Genomic DNA, 21,675 nt, shown 5'->3' on the forward strand with positions numbered 1-21,675 from the left:
TTCAGCCATACACGCCACGCAACCAGCGCTGATAAATGACATCCGCCTGGGCATGACTTTGCGCCATGCCCATCTCCAGCGAGGCAGCAATGCCTTCGGCAGACATGACACTGGGCAAATCGTGTGCATCGATTTCCTGATAGCCCACTTGCAGCCACTGGCGAATCATCTCCACTTTCACTTCGCAATGAAACTGCATGCCCAGGTGCTTGCCGCCATACAAAAATGCCTGATTGCGACAATAGGGACTGCTGACCAGCAAGCTGGCCCCCTCAGGCAAGGCAAAGGTATCGCTATGCCACTGAAAAACACGCAAGGGCGAGCACTCGCCAAACCACGCCCGCGCCAAGGTACCTGGCTCTGTCTGCAAGTCGATCCAGCCGATTTCCGGGATATCCGCCTTGACCACGCGCGCACCAAGCGCCCGCGCCAATAGCTGGCCACCAAGGCAGTGCCCAATCACGGGCACATCCGCCGCAATTGCCCGCTGTAAAAAAGCAATCTCCGGCAGGATCCAGTCATGCAGCGCTTCATCGTTCACGCTCATCGGCCCACCAAAACTGGCGACACCGGCATAAAGCGACACATCCTCGGGCAAGGTATCACCGGCATACACCTGAAATACACGCGAAGGAATGGCCTGCCGGTTAAGATAATCGAGAAAATACTCCGGACCATCCAGCGATACATGTTGAATGATGGCAATCGGCTTCATAACGTTCCCTCATGTTCATCCTGGCACTCGACCGCACAAAGATGATCACAAAAAAATCAAAAAAGCCAATATAGACTAATTAATGGAGAAAATTAACTAATAATTGATCAAATAATCAGAAGCCACCAAAACTGGCAGACAGGAGCAGCACCGTGCTCAGGCGGGAAACAGACAATAAAAAACCCTTCTCCGTGCACCAGAGAAGGGCTCTTCGACGTTACTGAAAATCAAGCTTACTTCAGCTTGGTTTCCTTGTAGATAACGTGTTTGCGGGCAACGGGATCAAATTTTTTGATCTCCATTTTTTCCGGCATTGTGCGCTTGTTCTTCGTAGTAGTGTAGAAGTGGCCAGTGCCGGCGGTGGATTCAAGCTTGATTTTATCGCGCATTGTATTACCTATCTGTCGCTATCTAGAGGACCGCTTAGATCTCGCCACGAGCGCGCAGATCAGCCAGCACTACATCGATACCAACTTTATCGATAGTACGCAGTGCAGCATTGGATACGCGCAGGCGCACCCAGCGGTTTTCGCTTTCTACCCAGAACTTGCGGTACTGCAAGTTCGGCAGGAAACGACGTTTCGTCTTGTTGTTGGCGTGGGAAACATTGTTCCCGGTCATCGGACGTTTGCCGGTGACTTTGCAAACACGCGCCATGTTAACACTCCCAAAACCGGTAAAAGCTGGCTTTATACCATGAAAAAAGCCAGCGATTCAAGCATGATGCGCACTTTCCGTAGAAAGCACGATCTCGTATATGAAACAGTCGGGGCGCATTGTAACGGAATTACCACAAACTGGCGAGTACAAGCTGAGAAGAGACTGCACAAGTGTTGCATTCATTGTTGCAACAAGGGCTGCCATGGCGGTTCAAATCCAAGCGATTTCAGGTTAAAATCCCGGATTCCCATAGAGCCGTAATTCCATGACCAAGTATATCTTCGTAACCGGCGGTGTGGTGTCTTCCCTGGGGAAGGGCATTGCCGCTGCGTCCATTGCTGCCATTCTTGAGTCGCGCGGGCTGAAAGTCACCATGCTGAAGCTCGACCCGTACATCAACGTCGATCCGGGTACCATGAGCCCCTTCCAGCACGGTGAAGTTTTCGTGACGGAAGACGGTGCCGAAACCGACCTCGACCTTGGCCACTATGAGCGCTTCATCAAATCCAAGATGAAGAAGAGCAACAACTTCACCACTGGTCAGGTTTACGAATCCGTGATCACCAAGGAGCGCCGTGGCGACTACCTGGGTGGCACCGTGCAGGTCATTCCGCACATCACCGACGAAATCAAGCACAAGGTGCATGAAGGCGCGGGCGATGCCGACGTGGCCATCGTCGAAATCGGCGGCACCGTGGGTGATATCGAGTCCCTGCCCTTCCTGGAAGCCATCCGCCAGATGCGCTCCAACCTGGGCCGCAAGAACACCATGTACGTGCATCTGTCCTACGTACCGTTCATTGCCACCGCAGGTGAAATCAAGACCAAGCCGACCCAGCACTCGGTAAAAGAGCTGCGTGAAATCGGCATTCAGCCGGACATCCTGCTGTGCCGCATGGACCGCGAACTGCCGGCTGATGAAAAGCGCAAGATTGCCCTGTTCTGTAATGTCGAAGAAAACGCCGTCATCGGCTGCTACGACTCGGACTCCATCTACAAAGTCCCGGCCATGCTGCACGAACAAGGCATTGACGACATCATTACCGAACACATGCAGCTGGACATCCCGCCGGCCGACCTGTCGGTATGGGCTGGCATCATCGACGCCATCGAACATCCGGAACAAACCGTCAACATCGCCATGGTCGGCAAGTATGTTGATCTGACCGAATCCTACAAGTCGCTGTCCGAAGCGCTGAAGCACGCCGGCATTCACACCCGCTCCGACGTCAACATCATCTATGTCGATTCCGAAGACATCGAGCGTGACGGCGCCGAATCGCTGAAGGACATGGATGCCATCCTGGTACCAGGTGGCTTCGGCAAGCGCGGCGTGGAAGGCAAGATCAAGGCCGTCAAGTTTGCCCGCGAGAACAACATCCCTTACATGGGTATCTGTCTGGGCATGCAGATTGCGCTGATCGAATACGCGCGTGATGTGGCCGGCCTTGCCGGTGCCAACTCCACCGAGTTCGACCTGGACACCGACTACCCGGTAGTGGCGCTGATCGACGAATGGGTCAATCACGACGGCAAGATCGAAAAGCGTGACGAAAACTCCAATATGGGCGGCACCATGCGCCTGGGCGGCCAGCACTGTGATCTGGTGGAAGGCTCGCTGGCAGCACGCGTGTATGGCTCCACCGACATCGTCGAACGCCATCGCCACCGCTACGAAGTGAACAACTACTACGTACAGCGCCTGGAAGCTGCCGGCCTGACCATTTCCGGCCGTTCCGCCGGTCATGAAAAGCTGGTGGAAACCATCGAGCTGAAAGACCACCGCTGGTTCTTCGCCTGCCAGTTCCACCCGGAATTCACCTCCACCCCGCGCGATGGCCACCCGCTGTTCAAGGCCTATGTGCAGGCAGCCATCGACTACAAGGCTGAAAAGCAAGGGAAATAAGCATGAAACTGTGCGGATTCGAAGTCGGCCTGAACCAGCCCCTGTTCCTGATTGCAGGTCCCTGCGTCATCGAAAGCGAACAGATGGCACTGGATACCGCCGGTCAGCTGAAGGAAATCACCAGCGAACTGGGCATCAACTTCATCTACAAGTCGAGCTACGACAAGGCCAACCGGTCTTCCGGCAGCTCCTTCCGCGGCTTCGGCATTGATGAAGGCCTGCGCATCCTGGACGAAGTAAAGCGTCAGATCGGCGTTCCGGTCTTGACCGATGTGCATGCAGAGAGTGAAATCGCCCAAGTCGCCAGCGTGGTGGATGTGCTGCAGACGCCGGCCTTCCTGTGCCGTCAGACTGACTTCATCCGCGCCGTGGCCCAATGTGGCAAGCCGGTCAACATCAAGAAGGGGCAGTTTCTTGCGCCGGGCGACATGAAGAATGTCATCGACAAGGCGCGCGCCGCTGCACTGGAAGCCGGTTTGCCAGAGGACAGTTTCATGGCTTGCGAGCGCGGCGTATCGTTCGGCTACAACAATCTGGTATCCGACATGCGCTCGCTGATGATCATGCGTGAAACGGCCTGCCCGGTGGTCTACGACGCCACACATTCGGTGCAACTGCCAGGCGGCCAGGGCAGCTCGTCCGGCGGACAGCGTGAATTCGTACCGGTTCTGGCCCGTGCCGCAGTTGCTGCCGGCATTGCCGGTATCTTTATGGAAACCCACCCCAATCCGGCCTGCGCCATGTCGGATGGCCCGAACGCCTGGCCGCTGGGTCGCATGAAGGAACTGCTGGCCACACTGCAGCAACTGGACAGCCTGGTGAAACAGAGCAGTTGGCCCGAGCACACTCTCTGAGTCTTCTGCAGCCCGCGTTGTGGTAGCAAGCATATATCGGCCAGCCAGCAGGCTGGCCGGCAGTGATACGGTTAACCAAGCAAGCAATTGAAGGGGACAAGTATGAGTTCGATCATTGACGTAGTAGCCCGCGAGATTCTCGACTCCCGTGGTAATCCGACTGTTGAAGCCGATGTACTGCTGGAATCCGGCGTGATGGGCCGCGCAGCCGTACCGAGCGGTGCCTCCACCGGCGAGAAGGAAGCACTGGAACTGCGTGACGGCGACAAGAGCCGCTACCTGGGCAAGGGCGTGCTGAAGGCTGTTGAAAACATCAATACCGAAATCTGCGAAGCCATCATCGGCCTCGACGCCGCAGACCAGGCCTTCATCGACAAGACCCTGATCGAGCTGGACGGCACCGAAACCAAGTCCCGCCTGGGTGCCAATGCCATGCTGGCCGTTTCCATGGCTGTCGCCCGCGCCGCTGCGGAAGACGCCGGCCTGCCGCTGTACCGCTACCTGGGTGGTGCCGGCCCGATGGCCCTGCCGCTGCCGATGATGAACGTGATCAACGGTGGTGCGCACGCCAACAACACCCTGGACATCCAGGAATTCATGATCATGCCGGTTGGCGCACAAACCTTCCGCGAAGCCCTGCGCTGTGGTGCCGAAGTATTCCACAACCTGAAAAAACTGTGTGACAGCAAGGGTTACGCCACCACCGTGGGTGATGAAGGCGGCTTTGCCCCCAACCTAGCCAGCCACGAAGATGCCATCAAGCTGATTCTGGAAGCCATTGACGCTGCCGGTTACGTACCAGGCCAGGACGTGATGCTGGCACTGGACTGCGCCTCTTCCGAGTTCTACAAGGATGGCAAGTACCACCTGACCGCTGAAGGCCTGCAACTGACTTCCGAACAGTTTGCCGACTACCTGGAAACCCTGGTCAACAACTACCCGATCATCTCCATCGAAGATGGCATGAGCGAGCACGACTGGGAAGGCTGGAAGATCCTGACCGACCGTCTGGGCAAGCGCATCCAACTGGTAGGCGATGATGTATTTGTCACCAACCCGAAAATCCTGGCCAAGGGCATCGAAGCCGGCATCTGCAATTCGCTGCTGGTGAAGGTCAACCAGATCGGCACCCTGTCGGAAACCCTGAAAGCAGTTGACCTGGCCAAGCGCTCCGGCTATACCAGCGTCATGAGCCACCGTTCCGGCGAAACCGAAGACAGCACCATCGCCGATCTGGCCGTTGCCACCAACTGCATGCAGATCAAGACCGGTTCCCTGTCCCGCTCCGACCGCATGGCCAAGTACAACCAGCTGCTGCGTATCGAAGAAGAACTGGGTGATGCAGCCTGGTTCCCGGGCCGTGCCGCCTTCTACCACCTGAAGTAAGCTCACCATGCGCTGGCTGACCCTGACTCTGGTAACCCTGCTGATCGCCTTGCAATGGCCCTTGTGGTTTGGCAAGGGGAGCTGGCTCAGGGTCTGGCAGCTGGACAAGCAATTGCAGGAACAGCGGGCTGTCACGCAAAAGCTGATAGCCCGCAATGCGGCCCTGGATGCAGAAGTACGTGATCTGAAGCAAGGAACTGACGCAATTGAAGAGAGAGCGCGTAACGAACTTGGTATGATCCGCAACGGCGAGGTATTTTTTCAATTACTGGATCCGGCTACCGCGACAAAACATTGACTAAGCCAGTCCAAAACTTCGCCCTCCTGAACTAAGAATAACTATGGCTGGCTATAAAACTTCCAGGGTTTGGTCAATGACAACACAAAATCCGATAGAGGTTGCACGGGAAACGCTTAAGCAGCTCAGTCTGCGCAAGCTGCTGCCTACACCGGAAAATTTCGAGCGCGTGTACCACGAGCTCACGCAAACACCCATCGAACGAGACAACAAGCTGGGCACCCAGCTGTTACGGGCGCTGGAAACCATTCCTGCCGAATCGGCACAGAGCAAATCCTTGCTGTTGCGCCTCAAGCAGGCCACAGAAGAATCCCGCTGGGAACAACTCCCCCAGTTGGCCATCGATTTTCTCCGCTTGGCGCTCACCGAAACCAATCTGGCCCAAACCTGGGGCAGCCTGATCCAGAACCTGATCCGCAGTTGGGATTTACGCCTGCCGGATCTGCCGCAGCATCACAAACAGGCGGCACTGGAGCGGGTACTGATCAACTACGGCAATCAGCCGGAAGAGCTAAACCTCAAGCTTAGTGCGCTGGTGCGCAACTGGAATGCGCCAGCCAGCCAGCGGGAAGTGGTAGACATCACAGACAGTGCGCCACCGGCCAGCACCGGCGTTGTCGCCCCCATGGCATCCGGCCAGGATAATAGCTGGCCACTGTGGCAACGCACGCTGGCTTTTGCCCTCAAGCACGGCCTGGAACCGCGCCTGATCAGCATGCCGGACATGGTTGACTCCCTGGAGGCCCTGATCCGCGAACTGGAACAGGTCAGCGACGACGCCAGCCTCAATGTCTACATGCCCAAGCTGCGCGGCTTCATGATCAAGCTGGAACTGCAAACCCAGCAGGAAGGCCGTCTGGTATCCGGACTAACCAATCTGCTGCGCCTGTTGCTGGACAATGTGGCCGAGATCAACCGCTCGGATGACTATCTGGTAGGCCAGGTTCACTCGCTGCAGGAAGTCCTGTCACACCAGCCGCTGTCCATGCAGCAGGTTTACCAACTGGAAACCAGCCTCAAGGAAGTCATCCGCAAGCAGGGCATGCTCAAAAGCAGCCTGGATGAAGCCACCAGTTCGCTGCGCACCCTGCTGGACCGCTTCATTTCGCGCCTGGCGCAAATGACCGACAGCACCGACGACTTCCATAACAAAATCAGCAAACACAGTGAAAAACTGAAAAACACCAGTAATGTGGAAGAGCTAGGCGGCATTATTGGTGCCCTGATGGAAGATACCTCGCTGATGCAGCTGGATCTGACCCGCTCACGTGACGAACTCTTGTCGGCGCGCGAACAGGTGGTGGCTGCCGAGCAACGTATCTCCGAACTGGAAAATGCGCTGGAGGCCGCCAGTGCCAAGGTCAAGGAAGACCAGCTCACCGGGGCGTACAACCGCCGTGGGCTGGCCGAACACTTCCAACGCGAAATCAGCCGCGCCGAACGCACCAACAGCGACCTGAGCGTGGCCCTGATCGATGTCGACAATTTCAAGCAGCTTAACGACCGTTACGGCCACCTGACAGGCGATGATGCACTGAAATACCTGGTTGACGTGATCAAGCACAATCTGCGCCCGGCAGACATCGTCGCCCGTTTTGGCGGGGAAGAATTTGTCCTCCTGATGCCGGACACCCCGGTGGATGAGGCCATCGACACCGTACAGCGTCTACAGCGCGAGCTCACCCGCACCTTCTTCCTGGCCAATAACGACAGGCTGGTGATCACCTTCAGTGCCGGCATCGCCAAGTGGCACCTGGGCGAACAGGATATTGAAGTCATCGAACGCGCAGACCAGGCCATGTATCAGGCCAAGATCAGTGGCAAAAACCGTGTGGTTTCCGCAGAAGCACAACGCATGATCTGAAGATGCAAGCCTGCTAACAAAAAACCGGGGTATTCCCCGGTTTTTTCATGCCTCGCCGCCCTTGCTCATGCCCTTGCCCGCCTCTGCACGCTGTCGGCGCACCGCCTTGGGGTCGGCCTGTAGCGGCCGGTAGATTTCCACCCGGTCGCCATCACGCAACACGGTATCCGGTTTGATCGCCTTGCTGAAGATACCCAGCTTGAGACTGGCACTATCCACCATGGAGAACTGCGTCAGAATACCGGACTGCAACACCGCCTGCAGTGCCGTCACCCCCTTCTCGACCTCCAGCGCGATGATGCGCTGCCGCTGGGGCAAGGCGCAGGCCACTTCGATATGAATCCGTTCAGTCATCGCCATATACCTTATCCGCATGCTTGATGAAGGCATCCACCAGTGTGCCGGAAATATGACCGAATACCGGACCGATCACCTTTTCCAGAATCTTGCTGGAAAACTCGTAGCGCAGGCTGAACTCCACCTTGCAACCAAATTCACCCAAGGGCGTAAACTGCCACAAGCCCTGCAAATGCTGGAATGGCCCCTCCACCAGTTCCATCAAGATGCTCTCACCATCGCGCAAAGTATTACGCGTGGTGAAATGCTGGCGGATCTTCAGATAATCGATATGCAGGCTGGCCACCTGCTGATCCCCTTCGCGTGAATGCTCTTCCGCCTTGGCACACCAAGGCAGAAACCGCGGGTAATTTTCCACTTTATCCACCAGTGCAAACATTTGCGCCGGGGTATGGGCAACCAGAACTTTCTTTTCGACAACCTGCATGGGAAAACCGCACACTGTGCAAAATGGCTCAAGCCCGGCAGTTTACCAAAAGCCATCCGGCCTGTCCGGCTTCTGCCCGCATACACTTTACAAGCCGCTGATTTTCAGGAATTTTGGCCTGGGCGCAGCTTCTGGTAGAATAGCCGATTCCCATTCAAAGCCACGGAAACCTCAGCCGCATGAGCATCATCCAGAACCGCAAAGCCTTCCATGACTATTTCATCGAGGAAGAACTCGAGGCCGGGCTTGTGCTGGAAGGGTGGGAGGTCAAGGCCATCCGTGCCGGACGCATCCAGTTGAAAGAAAGCTATATCGACTGGAAAAACGGTGCGTTCTGGCTGATCGGCTGCCATATCACCGCACTGCAATCCGCGTCCACCCACGTCAAACCGGACCCGGTCCGCCCGCGCAAACTCTTGATGTCGCAATCGCAAATCAACCGTTTCATCGGCAAGGTGGAACGTGCCGGCTACACCATGATGGCGCTGGACCTGCATTACAGCAAAGGCAATATCAAGGCACAGGTAGGCCTGGCCAAGGGCAAGAAGCTGCACGACAAGCGCGACTCGGAAAAAGACCGCGAATGGCAGCGTGAAAAGCAGCGCCTGATGAAAAACCAGCGAGGTGGCGCATGAAGAAAAGTGCCGCGCTGCCCATCGCCCTGATTTGCCTGGGCGCGGTATGGTTTCTCAAAAGCACCGCCCTGTTACCCAACACCAGCACCCTGCTGGCCCTGCTGCTGATTGCAGCCGGCTGCCTGCTGGGACTGCTGGACGGCCTGAACAAATCCACCCTGGTCAGCAGCCCGCTGCTGGTTTATGCCGGAGCCGCCACCTACCTGCGCGACAATATGGGACTACACTTCAGTCACCTGCTGTCGCTGGGCATGGTACTGGCCGGATTGTTGATGTTGTTGTCGCGTAGCGACCGGATTCCCGAGCGCAGCACACGCTGGCGCTCCCTGCCGGACAAACAGGACCTTCCCTGAACCGGCAAACTCTTTACCCATTGAACGACAGGCCCACGGGCCAACGGAACCTTTCAAGGACAGGCATGGACAAGATCCTCATTCTCGACTTCGGCTCTCAAGTTACCCAGTTGATTGCCCGCCGCGTACGCGAAGCTCACGTCTACTGTGAGCTTCATTCGTTTGACATGCCGATTGAAGAAATCCGTGCATTCGGCCCCAAGGCCATCATTCTGTCCGGTGGCCCCAATTCGGTATACGAATCCGACTACCAGGCCGACCCGGCCCTGTTCGAACTGGGCGTTCCGGTACTGGGCATCTGCTATGGCATGCAGTTCATGGCGCAAAGCCTGGGCGGCAAGGTAGAAGCCGGTGACAAACGCGAATTCGGCTACGCCCAGATCCAGGCCCGCCACCACTCCAAACTGCTGGAAGGCCTGCAAGACCACGTCGACGATGCCGGCAACGGCTTCCTGGACGTGTGGATGAGCCACGGCGACAAGGTGACAGCCCTGCCGGCCGGCTTCCATGTCATTGCCGAAACCCCGTCCTGCCCCATCGCCGCCATGGCCGATGAAGACCGCGGCTACTACGGCGTGCAATTCCATCCGGAAGTGACCCACACCAAGCGCGGCACCGAAATGATCCATCGCTTTGTGCTGCATGTGGCGGGTGCCATTCCCAGCTGGACCATGCCCAACTACATCGACGAAGCGGTAAAGAAAATCCGCGAGCAAGTGGGCGATGAAGAAGTCATCCTCGGCCTGTCCGGCGGCGTGGACAGCTCGGTTGCTGCCGCGCTGATTCACCGTGCCATCGGCTCGCAACTGACCTGCGTCTTCGTCGACCACGGCCTGTTGCGCCTGAACGAAGGCAAGATGGTGATGGAAATGTTTGCGCAGAACCTGGGCGTGAAGGTCATCCACGTGGATGCCACCGAACAGTTCATGAGCAAGCTGGCCGGCGAAACCGACCCGGAAAAGAAACGCAAGATCATCGGTGGCGAGTTCGTCGAAGTGTTCCAGGCTGAATCCAACAAGCTGACCAATGCCAAGTGGCTGGCCCAGGGCACCATCTATCCGGACGTGATCGAGTCCGCAGGAGCCAAGACCAAAAAGGCCCACACCATCAAGAGCCACCACAATGTGGGCGGCCTGCCGGAAGACATGAACCTCAAGCTGCTGGAACCGCTGCGCGAGCTGTTCAAGGACGAAGTGCGTCAACTGGGCGTGGCACTGGGCCTGCCGCACGACATGGTGTACCGCCACCCCTTCCCGGGCCCTGGCCTGGGTGTGCGCATCCTGGGCGAAGTGAAAATGGAATACGCCGACCTGCTGCGCAAGGCTGACGCCATCTTCATTGAAGAACTGCGCAATACCGTGGACGAGAAAACCGGCAAGAACTGGTATGACCTCACCAGCCAGGCCTTTGCCGTGTTCCTGCCGGTGAAATCGGTTGGCGTGATGGGCGATGGCCGCACCTACGACTACGTGGTTGCCCTGCGTGCCGTGGTCACCAGCGACTTCATGACCGCTCACTGGGCAGAACTGCCCTACTCCCTGCTGGGCCGCGCCTCCAACCGCATCATCAACGAAGTGCGCGGCATCAACCGCGTGGTTTACGATGTATCGGGCAAACCGCCGGCAACGATTGAGTGGGAATAAAAACCGATAAATATCAGACAGTTAGGTTATTTTCAATCAATTTGCATTGAGTGTTCACGCTCTGAAAATTTTTGCTCTAAGTCGCGTTGTTGACCAAGCTACTTGGACAGAATTTGGACAGTAAACCTGCCCTCTAAAGCCCGGGAAACCGGGCTTTTTTCTTTATATCACACCGGATGCCTGGGACGTCAGCCATACCGGCAAAATGCATCAAATACAGGGTATAGAGTCACAACGTAACTGCTCAGCCGACACAGCAGGGACGCCGCGACATTGCTAGTCATTTCCTCGCGATCTTCTGAAAACGGGTGTACATCACAGCCGTCAGCCGTTGCGTCAGGACAAGTCTTGCGCCGCTGGGAATTGACGCACCGCAGTACGACTGTTACGTTCAGGGGTATCCATGCACGCATGGGAACCATCCACTCTGCATTGCAGTCTGTATCCGTTTACCCGCTTCAACTTCATCAAGGAAATTGCCATGTCCGACGCTGCACTGAATCAGGAGAAAGAACAACTGCTGGATGATGTACGCCAGGTTTTGTCCAGTACCGAAGATTTGCTTGGTGCTGCCGGTGATGAAGGTGGCGAGAAGGGGCGTGAGCTGCGCAAGCGCCTGAGTGAAAACATCAAGCTGGCCAAGTCCCGTCTGCTGGAGGCGGAAAAGGTGGTGGTGGGCAAGGCCAAGGTGGCGGCCAAGGCCACGGATAACTACGTACACGAAAACCCGTGGAAATCCATTGGCATTGCAGCAGGTGTCGGTTTCTTGCTCGGCCTGCTGGTTTCGCGTCGCTAAGTCATTTACTGCCGCATGTCTGAATCCGCCAAGCGCCAACCCCGCCCAGGCAGCATCCGCTCGCTGATGGGTGGGGTGTTTTCATTGCTGCTCACCCGCCTGGAACTGTTCTTGCTGGAAGCAGAAGAGCAGAAGGACAGCCTGCTGCTCACCCTGCTGCTGGGAGGACTGGCGCTCATCCTGCTGCTGCTGGCCCTGCTGTGCGGACTGTTGCTGATTTTGGTGCTGACACCAGAATCGTCCCGTGCCGTGGTACTGGGTGGTCTGACACTGCTGAGTCTGGCTGGCGGCCTAGGTTTGTTATGGCATATACGGCAGCGTGCCCAGCGCAGCGCAGCCCCGTTTACAGATACGCTGACCGAAGTCCGCAAGGATTGGGACAGCCTGAGCGGAAGGCGCTGACATGAAACCTCAGGATCGTGCCATCAAGAAGCAATTGTTATTGATGAAGGGCGAAGTTTTGCGTGTGAAACTGACACTGGAACTGGAACAGCTACGTCAGCACCCGCTGGGCATTGCGGGAGAAGGTTTCAAGGCATTTTCCAGTGGCGGTCGCATGGCCAGCCTGCTGTCCTCGCTGGCCAATGTACTGCCTTCGGAATCCTTACGCCGCTGGCTACGCCGTGGCACACGCATGCTGCTGCTATGGAAACTGGCCAGCAAGTTGTGGGGATCACGCTAAGGCTGCAGCCATGCACCGGCCTTCCCTTTCAGGCCTGGGCATTTGCCCCGCTACTGACAGCATCTGCGACATTGCCACCGTCACTTGCCGCATCGGCCAGTACCAGTGTAAGGCTGGCATCTCCTTCAGCACTATTGCCACCGCCATTCAGCATGTTGGCGATGGCGGCCATGTCCTTGCTACTGGCATCCAGCGATTGTTTTAACTCCGCATCTGGCGTTTGCTGCTGACGCTGGCGCAGCCACTGCTGAATGGCCTTGATGCTGTTGATCAGCGCCTGCAAATCCATATTGCCATTCAGTCCACTGGCCATTCCACTGCCGACCGCCAGCCCGCTACTTGCAGCAGCATGATCAGTGGATGGCGCTGCGGTTGCCGCACTGCTGTCTGCTTGCGCAGCCGCCTGAGCCGTGTCGGGTGTCGATGAAGCAGCATCCTCGGCAGAGACCGCTTCCTCACCACCCTCCCCCTGCTCGCTACCGCCTGCAGTGGCATTCACAGTAAGGGTCATCTCCGGTGACTGAGCCTGACCGGTGGCATTGGCAACCATCTGTCGCAACTCGGCACTGATTTGCTTGAGCTGTAGGGCAATCGCGCGCAAGCCGGATTTGTCTCGGCCGACCAGCAACAACATCTGGCGCAGATTCTTCACCCTATCCTTCAGCATTTCCATGCGACTGGCATCCAGCGGCTGGCTGTTATTCTGCTTTCTGGTCTGGGCTTGCTTCTGCAGCACCGACTGTTGCTGGCGCCATTGATTCAGGGCTTGCTGTAAAGACTGGTTCAGCGCCTGGCGGGCTGCCGCCGGTGCCGTCGCTATCGTACTCTGTGTGCCGTTCGCAGCATCCGCAGCCGCAGTTGGTACTGCGCTGGCCGCCGGGGCCGTGGAAGCATGGCCTCTTGTCTCGGTCTGTACCACGCTGTTGGCCAATAACTGGATGGAAAGCATGCTGTCGATTACCACAAAAATTTCTTCACATTAATCTATCGGCATATTGCGACAATTCTTTAACGCAATGCTACAAGTCCTGCCAACGAAAACGGTAAAATGCAGGACCCAGTCACCGCCGCACATCATGATGCCTTGCGCCCCCCAAACCCCGCTTGCCACGCCACCACTGCCACCGGCCGCCATTCAATGGTTGCTGCAGCTCGGTATCTGCACGCGTGAACAGCTGCTACAAAACGGCAGCGTCACCACTTTTTTGCAGTTGAAAGCTGCCGGCCACACGGTGACCCGGCGCTTGCTGTATGCGCTGGAAGCGGCTGCCCGCGGCGTACATTGGTCTGCGCTGGCAGATACCGACCGGGTGAGGCTGGATCAGCAACTGGCAAGCCATCCGCCGGTTGCCCTGCCGCCCACGGCTGAGGAAATCACCGGCTTCATGCATGAAGCCATGTTGCAGGCCAGCCTGGCGGCAAAAAACGGGGAGGTGCCGGTGGGGGCGGTGGTGGTCCGGCACGGGCAGATCATCGGCCGTGGCTTCAATCAGCCGGTGGGCTTGTGTGATCCCTCGGCGCATGCCGAGATGCAAGCCTTGCGTGATGCCGCCCGGCATCAGGGTAATTACCGACTGGACGGATGCGATCTGTATGTCACACTCGAGCCTTGTGCCATGTGCAGTGGTGCCATCCTGCATGCCCGCATCGCCCGGGTGCTGTATGGTGCCAGCGAACCACGAACCGGCGCTGCCGGCAGTGTGCTGAATCTGTTTGCCATGCCTCAGATCAATCACCATACCGCTATCTGGGGGGGGCAGCAGGCCGAGGCGTGCAGCCAGCAGTTGAGCGATTTTTTCCGCCAACGCCGCCAGCAGGAGACCTGAAATGGCAGCATGTTTGCCCGCAATGCGATGGCTTGCAGCGCTTATTGGCCTGTTGTCGCAGCCGCTGCTGGCCGCCACGGCAAACAGCGCAGACACGGCGGCCTTGATCTTGCAGACACAACAGGCTGCACCTGTGCAAGCTACCCGTGCCAATGCGCGGCATTACGGCCAGCCCTGGATTCTGGTTGGCATCCGCAGCCAGTCGCTGACACTGTTTGACGAATGGGGCCGTCAACAACAGCACTATATCGTTTCGACAGCACGCCGCGGGGCCGGAGAGCAGGTAAACAGCTACCAGACCCCACGCGGCTGGCACCATGTATGTGAAAAACTGGGCGCAGGGGCCGAGGCCAACACCATCATCTTCCGCCGCCGGGTAACACCATGGAAGTACACGGCCGAACTGCACCAGCAATATCCGGACAAGGACTGGATTCTCACCCGCATCCTGTGGCTATGCGGTGATGAGGCAGGCCGGAATCAGGGTGGCAATGTCGACAGTTATGAGCGCGCCATTTATCTGCATGGCGCGGGTGAGCATGTTGCCTTTGGCACCCCGACCTCGCTGGGTTGTGTGCGGATGAAGAATCCGGACATCATCCAGTTGTTTGACCAGACGCCTAATGGCATCGATGTTTTGATAGACGAGAACGCCTGACTACCATGCACGCAGCACTTAACCTCACCACACCAGCCTTGCTGTTTCCCGCCATTTCGCTGCTTTTGCTCGCCTATACCAACCGCTTTCTTGGTCTGGCCAGCATCATCCGTAATCTCTACACCGATTACAAGACCGAGCAGAACCCGAAAATCCTGTTGCAGATCGGCAATCTGCGCACGCGCATCCAGTTGATCAAATGGATGCAGTTTCTCGGCATAGGCAGCCTGTTTCTCTGCACCATGGCCATGTTCCAGATCTATACCGGCTGGCAGCAACTGGGGGAACTATCGTTTGGCATCAGTCTGCTGCTGATGATTGCCTCTCTGGCAACCTCGCTATGGGAGCTGGTGCGCTCATCGGATGCGCTGAATATCCTGCTGTCCGATCTGGAAGCAGAGTCGCATCGTCAGCAGGAGTGAGGGCGAGCTGCGGCAGGCATGAAAAAACCGGCACCGCCGGTTTTTTTTTGACTCAGCCCGGCTTGCGCCCGGCGATGAAATGCAAGGGCATGCTCACCCGGCGAATCTCGGCAGGGTCTCCCCAGCCACGTCTGAGCCGCAGATGGGCATCGTTAAGGACATGATTGCCCAGGCTCTGCACACATAGCTTGGTGGCGGACCAGGTATGCAGATAGCCAAGCAACTGCTCCAGATTCCAGTGCATGTCGATCTGATAAACCGGGGTGTCGATGGCAGGCAGTGGCATGTCGACATAGCGGTAGCCATCCCACAGCAGTTGGCTGCAACTGGACCAGAACGGCTCAATCACCGCACGGAAAAAGCGCATGGCGTCATCCACTTGCGGCGAAACCTCAAACCAGTCGTAACCCCAGGCGGCAAACACGCCTCCGGGCTTGAGTGTTCTTTCCACATGCGGCCAGAAACGCGGGAAATCAAACCAGTGCAGTGACTGAGCCACCGTGATCAGATCGAATACCCCATCACCATACGGCGGATGTTCCACCGCACACTCCAGGTAGATGATATTGGCCGCCTGCTCAGCGGCATTGAGCTGGCTGTGGTTGATATCACAGGCATCAACCCTGGCAAACAAGCGGGATAGCTGCACAGCAGCCTGACCGGTGCCGGTGGCGCAGTCCCAGGCGCGCTGATGACCAGGAACCGCAGCCTGCAGCCAGCGGAACAGCATGTCCGGGTATTGCGGACGGTAGCGCGCATATTGGTCTGATTGCAGGTCGAATGTGGCGATGGCTCGCGTATCCATGATTGGGCTCAAATGAACGCTCTCTCGGGTAAACGGTGCGCCGGATCATTCCGCGTCACCCCTTGGATGCAAGGTAAAAATGATATTAGCATGATCCGTTTCATTTAATTTGAATGTATTTCTTTTAAAAGAAAAAATTTAAACAGATCAAGATAATAATCACAAAACGTAAGCAGACCGGCCATTTCTGCCTGGTGATATGCCTGGTGATATGCCTGGTTTGATTCTTGGTTTCTTATCGGCACCCGCAGGAAATTCTTGCGTCCGGCCAACCGGCTGTTGACGGCTGAGCAGGGCAAAAGAACGATGCGCTGCCCAAGACTTACTGGCGGATACGACGGAGGCTGGCCGCCAGCCACTGGTCTAGCCTGGCGGCAAACTGCTGGCGGTCGGCCTGGCTGAACGGCGGAGGACCGCCACTCTGGATGCCGCTGGCGCGCATGGTTTCCATGAAATCACGCATGGTGAGCAAGCCTGCAATGGTATCCGGGGAATAGGCTTCGCCACGGAAGTTGAACGCGGACGCCCCCTGGGCCAGCACTTCGGCGGCCAGCGGGATATCTCCGGTCACCAGCAAATCATCGGCCTGGCACTGGCGGGCAATTTCGGCATCGGCCACATCAAAACCCTTGGCCACCACGATGGCGCGCAGATAGGGGCTGGCTGGCAGGGAGGTCAGGCGGTTTGCCACAAACACCGCCGGCGTACAGGTACGCTGGGCGGCACGGCAAATGATGTCGCGGATGACGGCAGGACAGGCGTCGGCATCAACCCAGATGGTCATGTCAGGTACTTTGGCTGCAATAAAGGTGCGGCAAGCCTACAACAGTCATGCCGGTCTGCCCATGCCAATCTGTTAAAGTCAGCAGATTCATTGCCAAGCTAATGGCATAAACTGTTCTGGCGCTCTATAGTAGCTGCACATGCACATGTTTACGCCACCGGCAGGCTGCTCCCCTGCTCCATCCCCCACAAGGTTTGTTGAATGACCCGCGCGCTGACCATTCTGGTAGCTGAAGACAGCCCGACCTCGCGTCAGATCCTGATCGACTACATCCGTTTGCTCGGTCATGAAGCCGTAGCCGTATGCAATGGCCAGGAGGCTGTGGACTTCTGCCTGCAGCAGCGGCCTGATGTGATTTTCATGGATGTCACCATGCCGGTGATGGATGGTTTTGCCGCTACCGCCACCATCCGCCAGTTGCTGGGCGAACACTGGATTCCCATCATTTTCCTCACCTCGCTGACCGACCGCAGCCAATTGCTGCGCGGCCTGGCAATGGGTGCGGATGATTATCTGACCAAGCCGATTGATCTGGACATCCTGACGGCCAAGCTGCATGTGCTGATCCGCATTTCGGAGATGCAGCAGCGCATCGCCCAGGACAGTGAGCGGCTGGAAGCGTATTACCGCATCAATGAACAGGAGCAGATGTTTGCCCAGATGGTGCTGGACCGGTTCACCCGCCGCGCCGAGCAGACACCGCCGAATATCCAGCAGTGGCAGCGCCCGGCAATGAACTTCAGTGGCGATACCATCTGCATCCGCCGCAGTCGCCCAGGGCTGGATCGCATCATGCTGGCGGACAGTACTGGCCATGGACTGGCCGCGGCCATTTGCGGCTTGCCCGCGGTGGATACCTTCTTTGCCATGTGTGACCGGAATCTGCCGGTGCAGGAGATCGCGCGCACCATCAACCGCAAGCTGCATACCATCTTGCCTATTGGGCGCTTTGTGGCTGCGGCGCTGATTGAGGTGGATTACCAGCTACGCCGCATTGCGGTGTGGAATGGCGGCATCCCCTGTGCCATGTACATCGGCAAGAATGGCGAAGTGCTGCGCACCTTCCGCTCCAAGGCCCCGCCGCTGGGCATTTTGCCTGACAGCGAGTTCGAGTCCACGCTGGATTATTTCAACTGGCAGGAAAGCGGCGCACTGGTGGTCTGTTCGGACGGTGTGACCGAGGCCTACAATGCCGACCGCCAGCCCTTTGGGCTGGACGGCATGCTGGCGGCCATCCGCCAGGCCGGATCGCTGGACATTCAGGGGGCGATTACCCAGGCGGTGAACCAGCACCTGGGTGGCAGCGAGAACCACGACGATATATCCCTGGTCGTCGTACGCTGCCCCTGAAACGGCGCAGGCAGGCTGGCCGGCCTTGCTGGTGCTAGTCAGGCAGGCTGCAGCCATCCGGCGAGCACAATGGCGCAGCGTGCTGCCCACTCTTCATTTCCCCCTGCAGGGCGCTGGCAAATGCCTGTGGCTGGCCCAGCCAGGGCGATACTTCCACCTGCTGCAGTTGGCCATTCTGCTCCAATAACAGGCTGGGGAAACCCTGCAGCCGATACTGTTGCATCAAATCTCGGCTGTGCTGGATATGCTGGTCGGCCAGCGCAAGCTGCCGCTGCAGTTCGTCTGCAAACGCGGCCGGATCCAGTCCTTGCTGCTGGGCAATCTGCTGCAGGACTGTGCTGTCGGCAATCTGCCAGCCATGCTGGTAATGCGCCCGCTGCAAGGCAGACAGCATGGCCAGGCCTGACTGCCCCAGTTGTTCTGCCGCCAGCACGGCAGCAATGGGCGGGGTGGAGTCGAATACCGCGCTGGCATCACGCAGCAGACCTTCAAAATAATCCGCGCCAAACGGCAGCCCGGTGAGGGCGGCGATGCGTTGGTCATGCGGCATCACGTAAGCACGCAGGGCCGGCGTGACCGGCTGGCGACGGCTGTCACTCATCATGCCGCCAGCGTGCAAGACCAGGCTCAGGCCGGGCAGCGCCGCAGCGGCCTGTAGCAGTGGAGAGGCGGCATAGCACCAGCCGCACAAGGGGTCGTAAAAATAATGCAGGGTGCTGTTTACCATTTCATTTCTCCCTTGTTGACCTTGGCACCGATTTCCAGTGACATGGCCTCGCCTGCTTGCGGGAAGGCGCGCTGCATGCGCTGGATCAACTCTTGTGCATTCGCTGCCTGTGCCAGATTCTGTTCGAACTGCTGCAGATAATCACGGGTAAAACGGATGCTGGCCACTCCAGTAGGTGCATTGCTTGCCATATGACCCGGAATCACCTGCGCCGGCTGCAGCGCCTCCATTTCATTAAGCTGTTTTACCCAGGCCTGGCGTTCCTGCTTGCTCGGGGTATCGGCAGTCCACACGTGCAGACCGGAGACTACGCCAACATTACCGACAATCGCCCGGATGGAGGGAATCCACACATAGCCGCGATGGGCCAGCACGCCGCTGGTGCCGCGCACCTCGATGGCCTGGCCTTCCAGCAGCAGTTGGCTGCCCTTGAGTTCATGCGGCATGGTGACTGCTGACTGCGGCGCATTGCTACCCATTTTCGGCCCCCAGAATGCCACCTTGCCGGCAACATTGGCCTTGATCCGGGCCAGGGTGGGCGCGGCGGCCAGCAGTTCGGCCTGCGGGAAAACCTGTTTGAGCACGGTGGCACCGAAGTAATAGTCCGGGTCTGCCTGGCTGATGTAGATGGCTTTCAGGTTCTTGCCGCTATCCAGTATCTGGGCGGCAATGCGGTAGGCATCGGCACGGGTGAAACCGCTATCGATCAGCACGGCATCCTTTTCGCCACTGACCAGCACCGAGGTAACATTAAAGCTGTTTTCATCGGCATGGTAGACCGACAGCTTCAGTGCCTCCGCAGCCTCTGCAGCGCTGCCAAACAGGCTGAATGCCAGGGAAAGGGACAGGACAACACCAGAAATACGCGACATGATCTGCTCCGAATGACGCTGGACAATCGCAGCGCCTGATGAATGATGGAGCGTACTTTAGCGTCAAAGAAAGCGCAGATATACCCGTTAAAATGCACAATATTGTTTCATTTTTCGAGCAAATAACTGCTATAGCCACAACTGCAGAGATCAATTGGGCAGCGGCTGGCAGGAGTGCATGGTGACGATGCGGTTGCGCCCGTGCTTCTTGGCCTGATAAACCGCGGCATCCGCCGTGCTCACCAGCCAGTCCGGCTTCTGGTTGATGCTGGCATGCGCCACGGCAATGCCAATGCTGATGGTGACTACCTGGCTGCACAATGAAGATGGGTGTGGCAGGCCCAGGGCCTCCACATCCTGGCGCAATTGCTCGGCCAACCGGGTTGCCTGCCCCACGCTGCAGTTAGCCAACAGCAGCACGAATTCCTCGCCACCATAACGGGCTGCACAGCCATGGGCCGGTTGCGCATGGCGGCCTATCACCTGAGCCACCCGGATCAGCGCATCATCACCCATCTGGTGGCCCTGGCTATCGTTGTATTTCTTGAAGTAATCGACATCGACAAACAGCAGGGCAATACCGGCCTTGTTGTGCAGACGGGCATCCCACACCTTGTGCAACTGCTGGTCGAAATAGCGCCGGTTGAACAGGCCGGTAAGGCCATCGATGCTGGATATCTGCTGCAACTGCTTGAAACCCTGCTGCAACTGGCGATGATCGCGCTGCAGGGCCTGAGCCAGCAGATAGCTGCGCCGCGCTTCCTTCTCCAACTGGAACAAGCCCAGCAGCCCTAGCAACACGCTGGAAATCACCAGGATGAAGATCAGCGAGCGGATGGCTTCATCCAGGAAATGCCAGCCAAGCAGCACCCAGCCCAGGTAGGACATGCTGATGAAGCAGCTATAGCAGGCAAGCCGGAAGGGAATGCGCAGGCCGAACATGATGAACACCAGGCACAGCATCACCCCGCCATAATAGTGTTGGGCGGTCGGCATATGGCTGAGGGAAAAAAACCAGGTCAGGGCCAGCACGCAGCAGGTACTGACGCTCACGACCAACAGCTCGTAGCAGCGGCGCAAGGGTGCCCAGTAGCTGCCGATGATGGCGGCTGCGCCCATGCCGGGCAAAATCAGCCAGCGCCAGATCCAGATACGGTCATAGGCGTCTGCCAGATAAAACTTGTCCACCAGCCCGTACAGCATGAACACGACGATGCCAACGGCACCAAACAGCCGGTAGCGCCGCAGGCGCTGTTCACCGGTCGCAAGCTGATAGCCTTGTTCCAGCAAGGGCGGAAAGGCCAGCTGATACCAGGGTTGCCTGTCGGCGGCAGCCAGTTCCTGCTCAAGCTGCGGCGAAGTCTTCTCAGTCATGATGCTGTTTTCGCTATCATGCAGCCATGGTGCCAGAGCGCAAAGCCAACTGCGCCAGCAGGCTTCTGGTGAGGCATGCTGCTTTAAAACGGGCAGGAGAAAAGCCCTGATTTGTAATTCACGCAGCAGTATAACGGAAATGGCTGTGGGTAAATCGGCGTAGACACCGTCCGTCACACATTCGATGACAAATGAGCAAAAGCAGCCCTGGCATGGCATTAATCGCAAAAAGTGCCAGCCAATCCGCATGTTTATACCGCATCAGCACGCCAGGGGGCAGC

At 57.7% G+C, this 21,675-nt stretch carries 26 protein-coding genes; 15 read left to right on the forward strand and 11 right to left on the reverse strand.

Translation table 11 applies throughout. From position 1 onward, the window contains the following. Position 1 precedes the first annotated feature (1 nt). From DLM_RS14665 to rpmB, 3 genes are all read right to left on the reverse strand, one after another. Positions 2-715 (reverse strand): type 1 glutamine amidotransferase, encoded by a 714-nt coding sequence (locus DLM_RS14665; RefSeq protein WP_089085740.1) that lies wholly within the window; start codon positions 713-715, stop codon positions 2-4. A gap of 233 nt (positions 716-948) precedes the next feature. Further along, positions 949-1,104, reverse strand: coding sequence for a 50S ribosomal protein L33 (gene rpmG, locus DLM_RS14670; RefSeq protein ID WP_028453358.1), 156 nt, complete (start codon positions 1,102-1,104; stop codon positions 949-951). Positions 1,105-1,138: 34 nt separating this feature from the next. Then, positions 1,139-1,372: a 50S ribosomal protein L28 gene (rpmB, locus tag DLM_RS14675; protein ID WP_011137003.1), complete on the reverse strand. Its 234-nt coding sequence runs from the start codon at positions 1,370-1,372 to the stop codon at positions 1,139-1,141. A 268-nt stretch (positions 1,373-1,640) separates the two neighbouring features. Between rpmB and DLM_RS14680 the strand changes: the two genes are divergently transcribed. From DLM_RS14680 to DLM_RS14700, 5 genes are all read left to right on the forward strand, one after another. Next, positions 1,641-3,281, forward strand: coding sequence for a CTP synthase (locus DLM_RS14680; RefSeq protein ID WP_045847410.1), 1,641 nt, complete (start codon positions 1,641-1,643; stop codon positions 3,279-3,281). A gap of 2 nt (positions 3,282-3,283) precedes the next feature. Beyond that, the gene (gene kdsA, locus DLM_RS14685; protein ID WP_089085739.1) at positions 3,284-4,135 is read left to right on the forward strand and encodes a 3-deoxy-8-phosphooctulonate synthase; all 852 of its coding nucleotides are present in this window, start codon (positions 3,284-3,286) and stop codon (positions 4,133-4,135) included. A gap of 102 nt (positions 4,136-4,237) precedes the next feature. Then, positions 4,238-5,521, forward strand: coding sequence for a phosphopyruvate hydratase (gene eno / locus DLM_RS14690; protein WP_089085738.1), 1,284 nt, complete (start codon positions 4,238-4,240; stop codon positions 5,519-5,521). Between the two features lie 7 nt (positions 5,522-5,528). After that, positions 5,529-5,819 (forward strand): cell division protein FtsB, encoded by a 291-nt coding sequence (ftsB, locus tag DLM_RS14695; protein ID WP_045847413.1) that lies wholly within the window; start codon positions 5,529-5,531, stop codon positions 5,817-5,819. A 76-nt stretch (positions 5,820-5,895) separates the two neighbouring features. Next, complete coding sequence (locus DLM_RS14700; RefSeq protein ID WP_089085737.1) at positions 5,896-7,683, forward strand: GGDEF domain-containing protein; 1,788 nt, start codon at positions 5,896-5,898, stop codon at positions 7,681-7,683. A gap of 45 nt (positions 7,684-7,728) precedes the next feature. On the opposite strand, the gene DLM_RS14705 is transcribed toward DLM_RS14700, so the two are convergent. Together DLM_RS14705 and DLM_RS14710 are read right to left on the reverse strand one after the other, a co-directional pair. Further along, positions 7,729-8,037, reverse strand: coding sequence for an RnfH family protein (locus tag DLM_RS14705; RefSeq protein WP_089085736.1), 309 nt, complete (start codon positions 8,035-8,037; stop codon positions 7,729-7,731). Then, on the reverse strand, positions 8,030-8,467 hold the full coding sequence (locus tag DLM_RS14710; RefSeq protein ID WP_089085735.1) for a type II toxin-antitoxin system RatA family toxin: 438 nt from the start codon (positions 8,465-8,467) through the stop codon (positions 8,030-8,032). Before DLM_RS14710 ends, DLM_RS14705 begins: the two co-directional genes overlap by 8 nt. 179 nt (positions 8,468-8,646) lie before the next feature. Here DLM_RS14710 and smpB point away from each other — a divergent pair, with 179 nt between their 5' ends. The 6 genes from smpB to DLM_RS14740 all read left to right on the forward strand — a co-directional run bounded on the left by smpB (position 8,647) and on the right by DLM_RS14740 (position 12,576). Continuing rightward, the gene (smpB, locus tag DLM_RS14715) at positions 8,647-9,102 is read left to right on the forward strand and encodes an SsrA-binding protein SmpB (RefSeq protein WP_089085734.1); all 456 of its coding nucleotides are present in this window, start codon (positions 8,647-8,649) and stop codon (positions 9,100-9,102) included. Further along, a complete protein-coding gene (locus DLM_RS14720; RefSeq protein WP_089085733.1) occupies positions 9,099-9,455 on the forward strand; it encodes a hypothetical protein in 357 nt (118 codons plus the stop codon). Before smpB ends, DLM_RS14720 begins: the two co-directional genes overlap by 4 nt. A gap of 65 nt (positions 9,456-9,520) precedes the next feature. After that, the gene (gene guaA / locus DLM_RS14725) at positions 9,521-11,098 is read left to right on the forward strand and encodes a glutamine-hydrolyzing GMP synthase (protein ID WP_089085732.1); all 1,578 of its coding nucleotides are present in this window, start codon (positions 9,521-9,523) and stop codon (positions 11,096-11,098) included. A gap of 481 nt (positions 11,099-11,579) precedes the next feature. Then, a complete protein-coding gene (locus tag DLM_RS14730; RefSeq protein ID WP_089085769.1) occupies positions 11,580-11,894 on the forward strand; it encodes a DUF883 family protein in 315 nt (104 codons plus the stop codon). Between the two features lie 15 nt (positions 11,895-11,909). Then, positions 11,910-12,296, forward strand: coding sequence for a phage holin family protein (locus DLM_RS14735; protein ID WP_089085731.1), 387 nt, complete (start codon positions 11,910-11,912; stop codon positions 12,294-12,296). 1 nt (position 12,297) lies between these two features. Beyond that, positions 12,298-12,576, forward strand: coding sequence for a hypothetical protein (locus tag DLM_RS14740; RefSeq protein ID WP_089085730.1), 279 nt, complete (start codon positions 12,298-12,300; stop codon positions 12,574-12,576). A gap of 28 nt (positions 12,577-12,604) precedes the next feature. On the opposite strand, the gene DLM_RS14745 is transcribed toward DLM_RS14740, so the two are convergent. Continuing rightward, positions 12,605-13,540, reverse strand: a complete 936-nt coding sequence (locus DLM_RS14745; RefSeq protein ID WP_089085729.1) for a hypothetical protein — start codon at positions 13,538-13,540, stop codon at positions 12,605-12,607. 115 nt (positions 13,541-13,655) lie between these two features. On the opposite strand from DLM_RS14745, the gene tadA reads away from it, so the two are divergent. Genes tadA through DLM_RS14760 form a run of 3 tightly spaced genes read left to right on the forward strand, consistent with a single transcriptional unit; the run spans position 13,656 to position 15,482 of the window. Further along, positions 13,656-14,402 carry a tRNA adenosine(34) deaminase TadA gene (gene tadA, locus DLM_RS14750; protein WP_089085768.1) on the forward strand — a complete coding sequence of 249 codons (747 nt, stop codon included), beginning with the start codon at positions 13,656-13,658 and terminating at the stop codon, positions 14,400-14,402. 22 nt (positions 14,403-14,424) lie between these two features. After that, positions 14,425-15,060 carry a L,D-transpeptidase gene (locus tag DLM_RS14755; RefSeq protein WP_089085728.1) on the forward strand — a complete coding sequence of 212 codons (636 nt, stop codon included), beginning with the start codon at positions 14,425-14,427 and terminating at the stop codon, positions 15,058-15,060. Between the two features lie 5 nt (positions 15,061-15,065). After that, entirely contained in the window at positions 15,066-15,482 is a 417-nt protein-coding gene (locus DLM_RS14760) for a DUF2721 domain-containing protein (protein WP_089085727.1), read from the forward strand. Positions 15,483-15,534: 52 nt separating this feature from the next. On the opposite strand, the gene DLM_RS14765 is transcribed toward DLM_RS14760, so the two are convergent. Next, entirely contained in the window at positions 15,535-16,287 is a 753-nt protein-coding gene (locus DLM_RS14765; RefSeq protein ID WP_089085726.1) for a class I SAM-dependent methyltransferase, read from the reverse strand. Positions 16,288-16,609: 322 nt separating this feature from the next. Further along, a complete protein-coding gene (locus tag DLM_RS14770) occupies positions 16,610-17,071 on the reverse strand; it encodes a YaiI/YqxD family protein (protein WP_089085725.1) in 462 nt (153 codons plus the stop codon). Between the two features lie 201 nt (positions 17,072-17,272). Between DLM_RS14770 and DLM_RS14775 the strand changes: the two genes are divergently transcribed. After that, positions 17,273-18,421, forward strand: coding sequence for a PP2C family protein-serine/threonine phosphatase (locus tag DLM_RS14775; protein ID WP_089085724.1), 1,149 nt, complete (start codon positions 17,273-17,275; stop codon positions 18,419-18,421). Between the two features lie 34 nt (positions 18,422-18,455). Here DLM_RS14775 and DLM_RS14780 read toward each other — a convergent pair whose 3' ends face one another. The 3 genes from DLM_RS14780 to DLM_RS14790 form a co-directional block, all read right to left on the reverse strand. Beyond that, positions 18,456-19,148, reverse strand: coding sequence for a DsbA family protein (locus DLM_RS14780; RefSeq protein ID WP_089085723.1), 693 nt, complete (start codon positions 19,146-19,148; stop codon positions 18,456-18,458). Continuing rightward, positions 19,142-20,020, reverse strand: coding sequence for an MBL fold metallo-hydrolase (locus DLM_RS14785; protein WP_089085722.1), 879 nt, complete (start codon positions 20,018-20,020; stop codon positions 19,142-19,144). The genes DLM_RS14780 and DLM_RS14785 overlap by 7 nt, the downstream gene beginning before the upstream one ends. Before the next feature lie 150 nt (positions 20,021-20,170). Continuing rightward, the gene (locus DLM_RS14790) at positions 20,171-21,394 is read right to left on the reverse strand and encodes a GGDEF domain-containing protein (protein WP_167467124.1); all 1,224 of its coding nucleotides are present in this window, start codon (positions 21,392-21,394) and stop codon (positions 20,171-20,173) included. Between the last annotated feature and the right edge of the window lie 281 nt (positions 21,395-21,675).

The sequence above is a fragment of the Aquitalea magnusonii genome, assembly GCF_002217795.2.
GTDB classification, from domain to species: domain Bacteria; phylum Pseudomonadota; class Gammaproteobacteria; order Burkholderiales; family Chromobacteriaceae; genus Aquitalea; species Aquitalea magnusonii_B.

Coding starts and splice junctions, on each gene's coding strand:
- DLM_RS14665 (WP_089085740.1), bottom strand. CDS start 715: ATGAAGCCGATTGCCATCATTCAACATGTATCGCTGGATGGTCCGGAG.
- rpmG (WP_028453358.1), bottom strand. CDS start 1,104: ATGCGCGATAAAATCAAGCTTGAATCCACCGCCGGCACTGGCCACTTC.
- rpmB (WP_011137003.1), bottom strand. CDS start 1,372: ATGGCGCGTGTTTGCAAAGTCACCGGCAAACGTCCGATGACCGGGAAC.
- DLM_RS14680 (WP_045847410.1), top strand. CDS start 1,641: ATGACCAAGTATATCTTCGTAACCGGCGGTGTGGTGTCTTCCCTGGGG.
- kdsA (WP_089085739.1), top strand. CDS start 3,284: ATGAAACTGTGCGGATTCGAAGTCGGCCTGAACCAGCCCCTGTTCCTG.
- eno (WP_089085738.1), top strand. CDS start 4,238: ATGAGTTCGATCATTGACGTAGTAGCCCGCGAGATTCTCGACTCCCGT.
- ftsB (WP_045847413.1), top strand. CDS start 5,529: ATGCGCTGGCTGACCCTGACTCTGGTAACCCTGCTGATCGCCTTGCAA.
- DLM_RS14700 (WP_089085737.1), top strand. CDS start 5,896: ATGACAACACAAAATCCGATAGAGGTTGCACGGGAAACGCTTAAGCAG.
- DLM_RS14705 (WP_089085736.1), bottom strand. CDS start 8,037: ATGACTGAACGGATTCATATCGAAGTGGCCTGCGCCTTGCCCCAGCGG.
- DLM_RS14710 (WP_089085735.1), bottom strand. CDS start 8,467: ATGCAGGTTGTCGAAAAGAAAGTTCTGGTTGCCCATACCCCGGCGCAA.
- smpB (WP_089085734.1), top strand. CDS start 8,647: ATGAGCATCATCCAGAACCGCAAAGCCTTCCATGACTATTTCATCGAG.
- DLM_RS14720 (WP_089085733.1), top strand. CDS start 9,099: ATGAAGAAAAGTGCCGCGCTGCCCATCGCCCTGATTTGCCTGGGCGCG.
- guaA (WP_089085732.1), top strand. CDS start 9,521: ATGGACAAGATCCTCATTCTCGACTTCGGCTCTCAAGTTACCCAGTTG.
- DLM_RS14730 (WP_089085769.1), top strand. CDS start 11,580: ATGTCCGACGCTGCACTGAATCAGGAGAAAGAACAACTGCTGGATGAT.
- DLM_RS14735 (WP_089085731.1), top strand. CDS start 11,910: ATGTCTGAATCCGCCAAGCGCCAACCCCGCCCAGGCAGCATCCGCTCG.
- DLM_RS14740 (WP_089085730.1), top strand. CDS start 12,298: ATGAAACCTCAGGATCGTGCCATCAAGAAGCAATTGTTATTGATGAAG.
- tadA (WP_089085768.1), top strand. CDS start 13,656: ATGCCTTGCGCCCCCCAAACCCCGCTTGCCACGCCACCACTGCCACCG.
- DLM_RS14755 (WP_089085728.1), top strand. CDS start 14,425: ATGCGATGGCTTGCAGCGCTTATTGGCCTGTTGTCGCAGCCGCTGCTG.
- DLM_RS14760 (WP_089085727.1), top strand. CDS start 15,066: ATGCACGCAGCACTTAACCTCACCACACCAGCCTTGCTGTTTCCCGCC.
- DLM_RS14765 (WP_089085726.1), bottom strand. CDS start 16,287: ATGGATACGCGAGCCATCGCCACATTCGACCTGCAATCAGACCAATAT.
- DLM_RS14770 (WP_089085725.1), bottom strand. CDS start 17,071: ATGACCATCTGGGTTGATGCCGACGCCTGTCCTGCCGTCATCCGCGAC.
- DLM_RS14775 (WP_089085724.1), top strand. CDS start 17,273: ATGACCCGCGCGCTGACCATTCTGGTAGCTGAAGACAGCCCGACCTCG.
- DLM_RS14780 (WP_089085723.1), bottom strand. CDS start 19,148: ATGGTAAACAGCACCCTGCATTATTTTTACGACCCCTTGTGCGGCTGG.
- DLM_RS14785 (WP_089085722.1), bottom strand. CDS start 20,020: ATGTCGCGTATTTCTGGTGTTGTCCTGTCCCTTTCCCTGGCATTCAGC.
- DLM_RS14790 (WP_167467124.1), bottom strand. CDS start 21,394: ATGACTGAGAAGACTTCGCCGCAGCTTGAGCAGGAACTGGCTGCCGCC.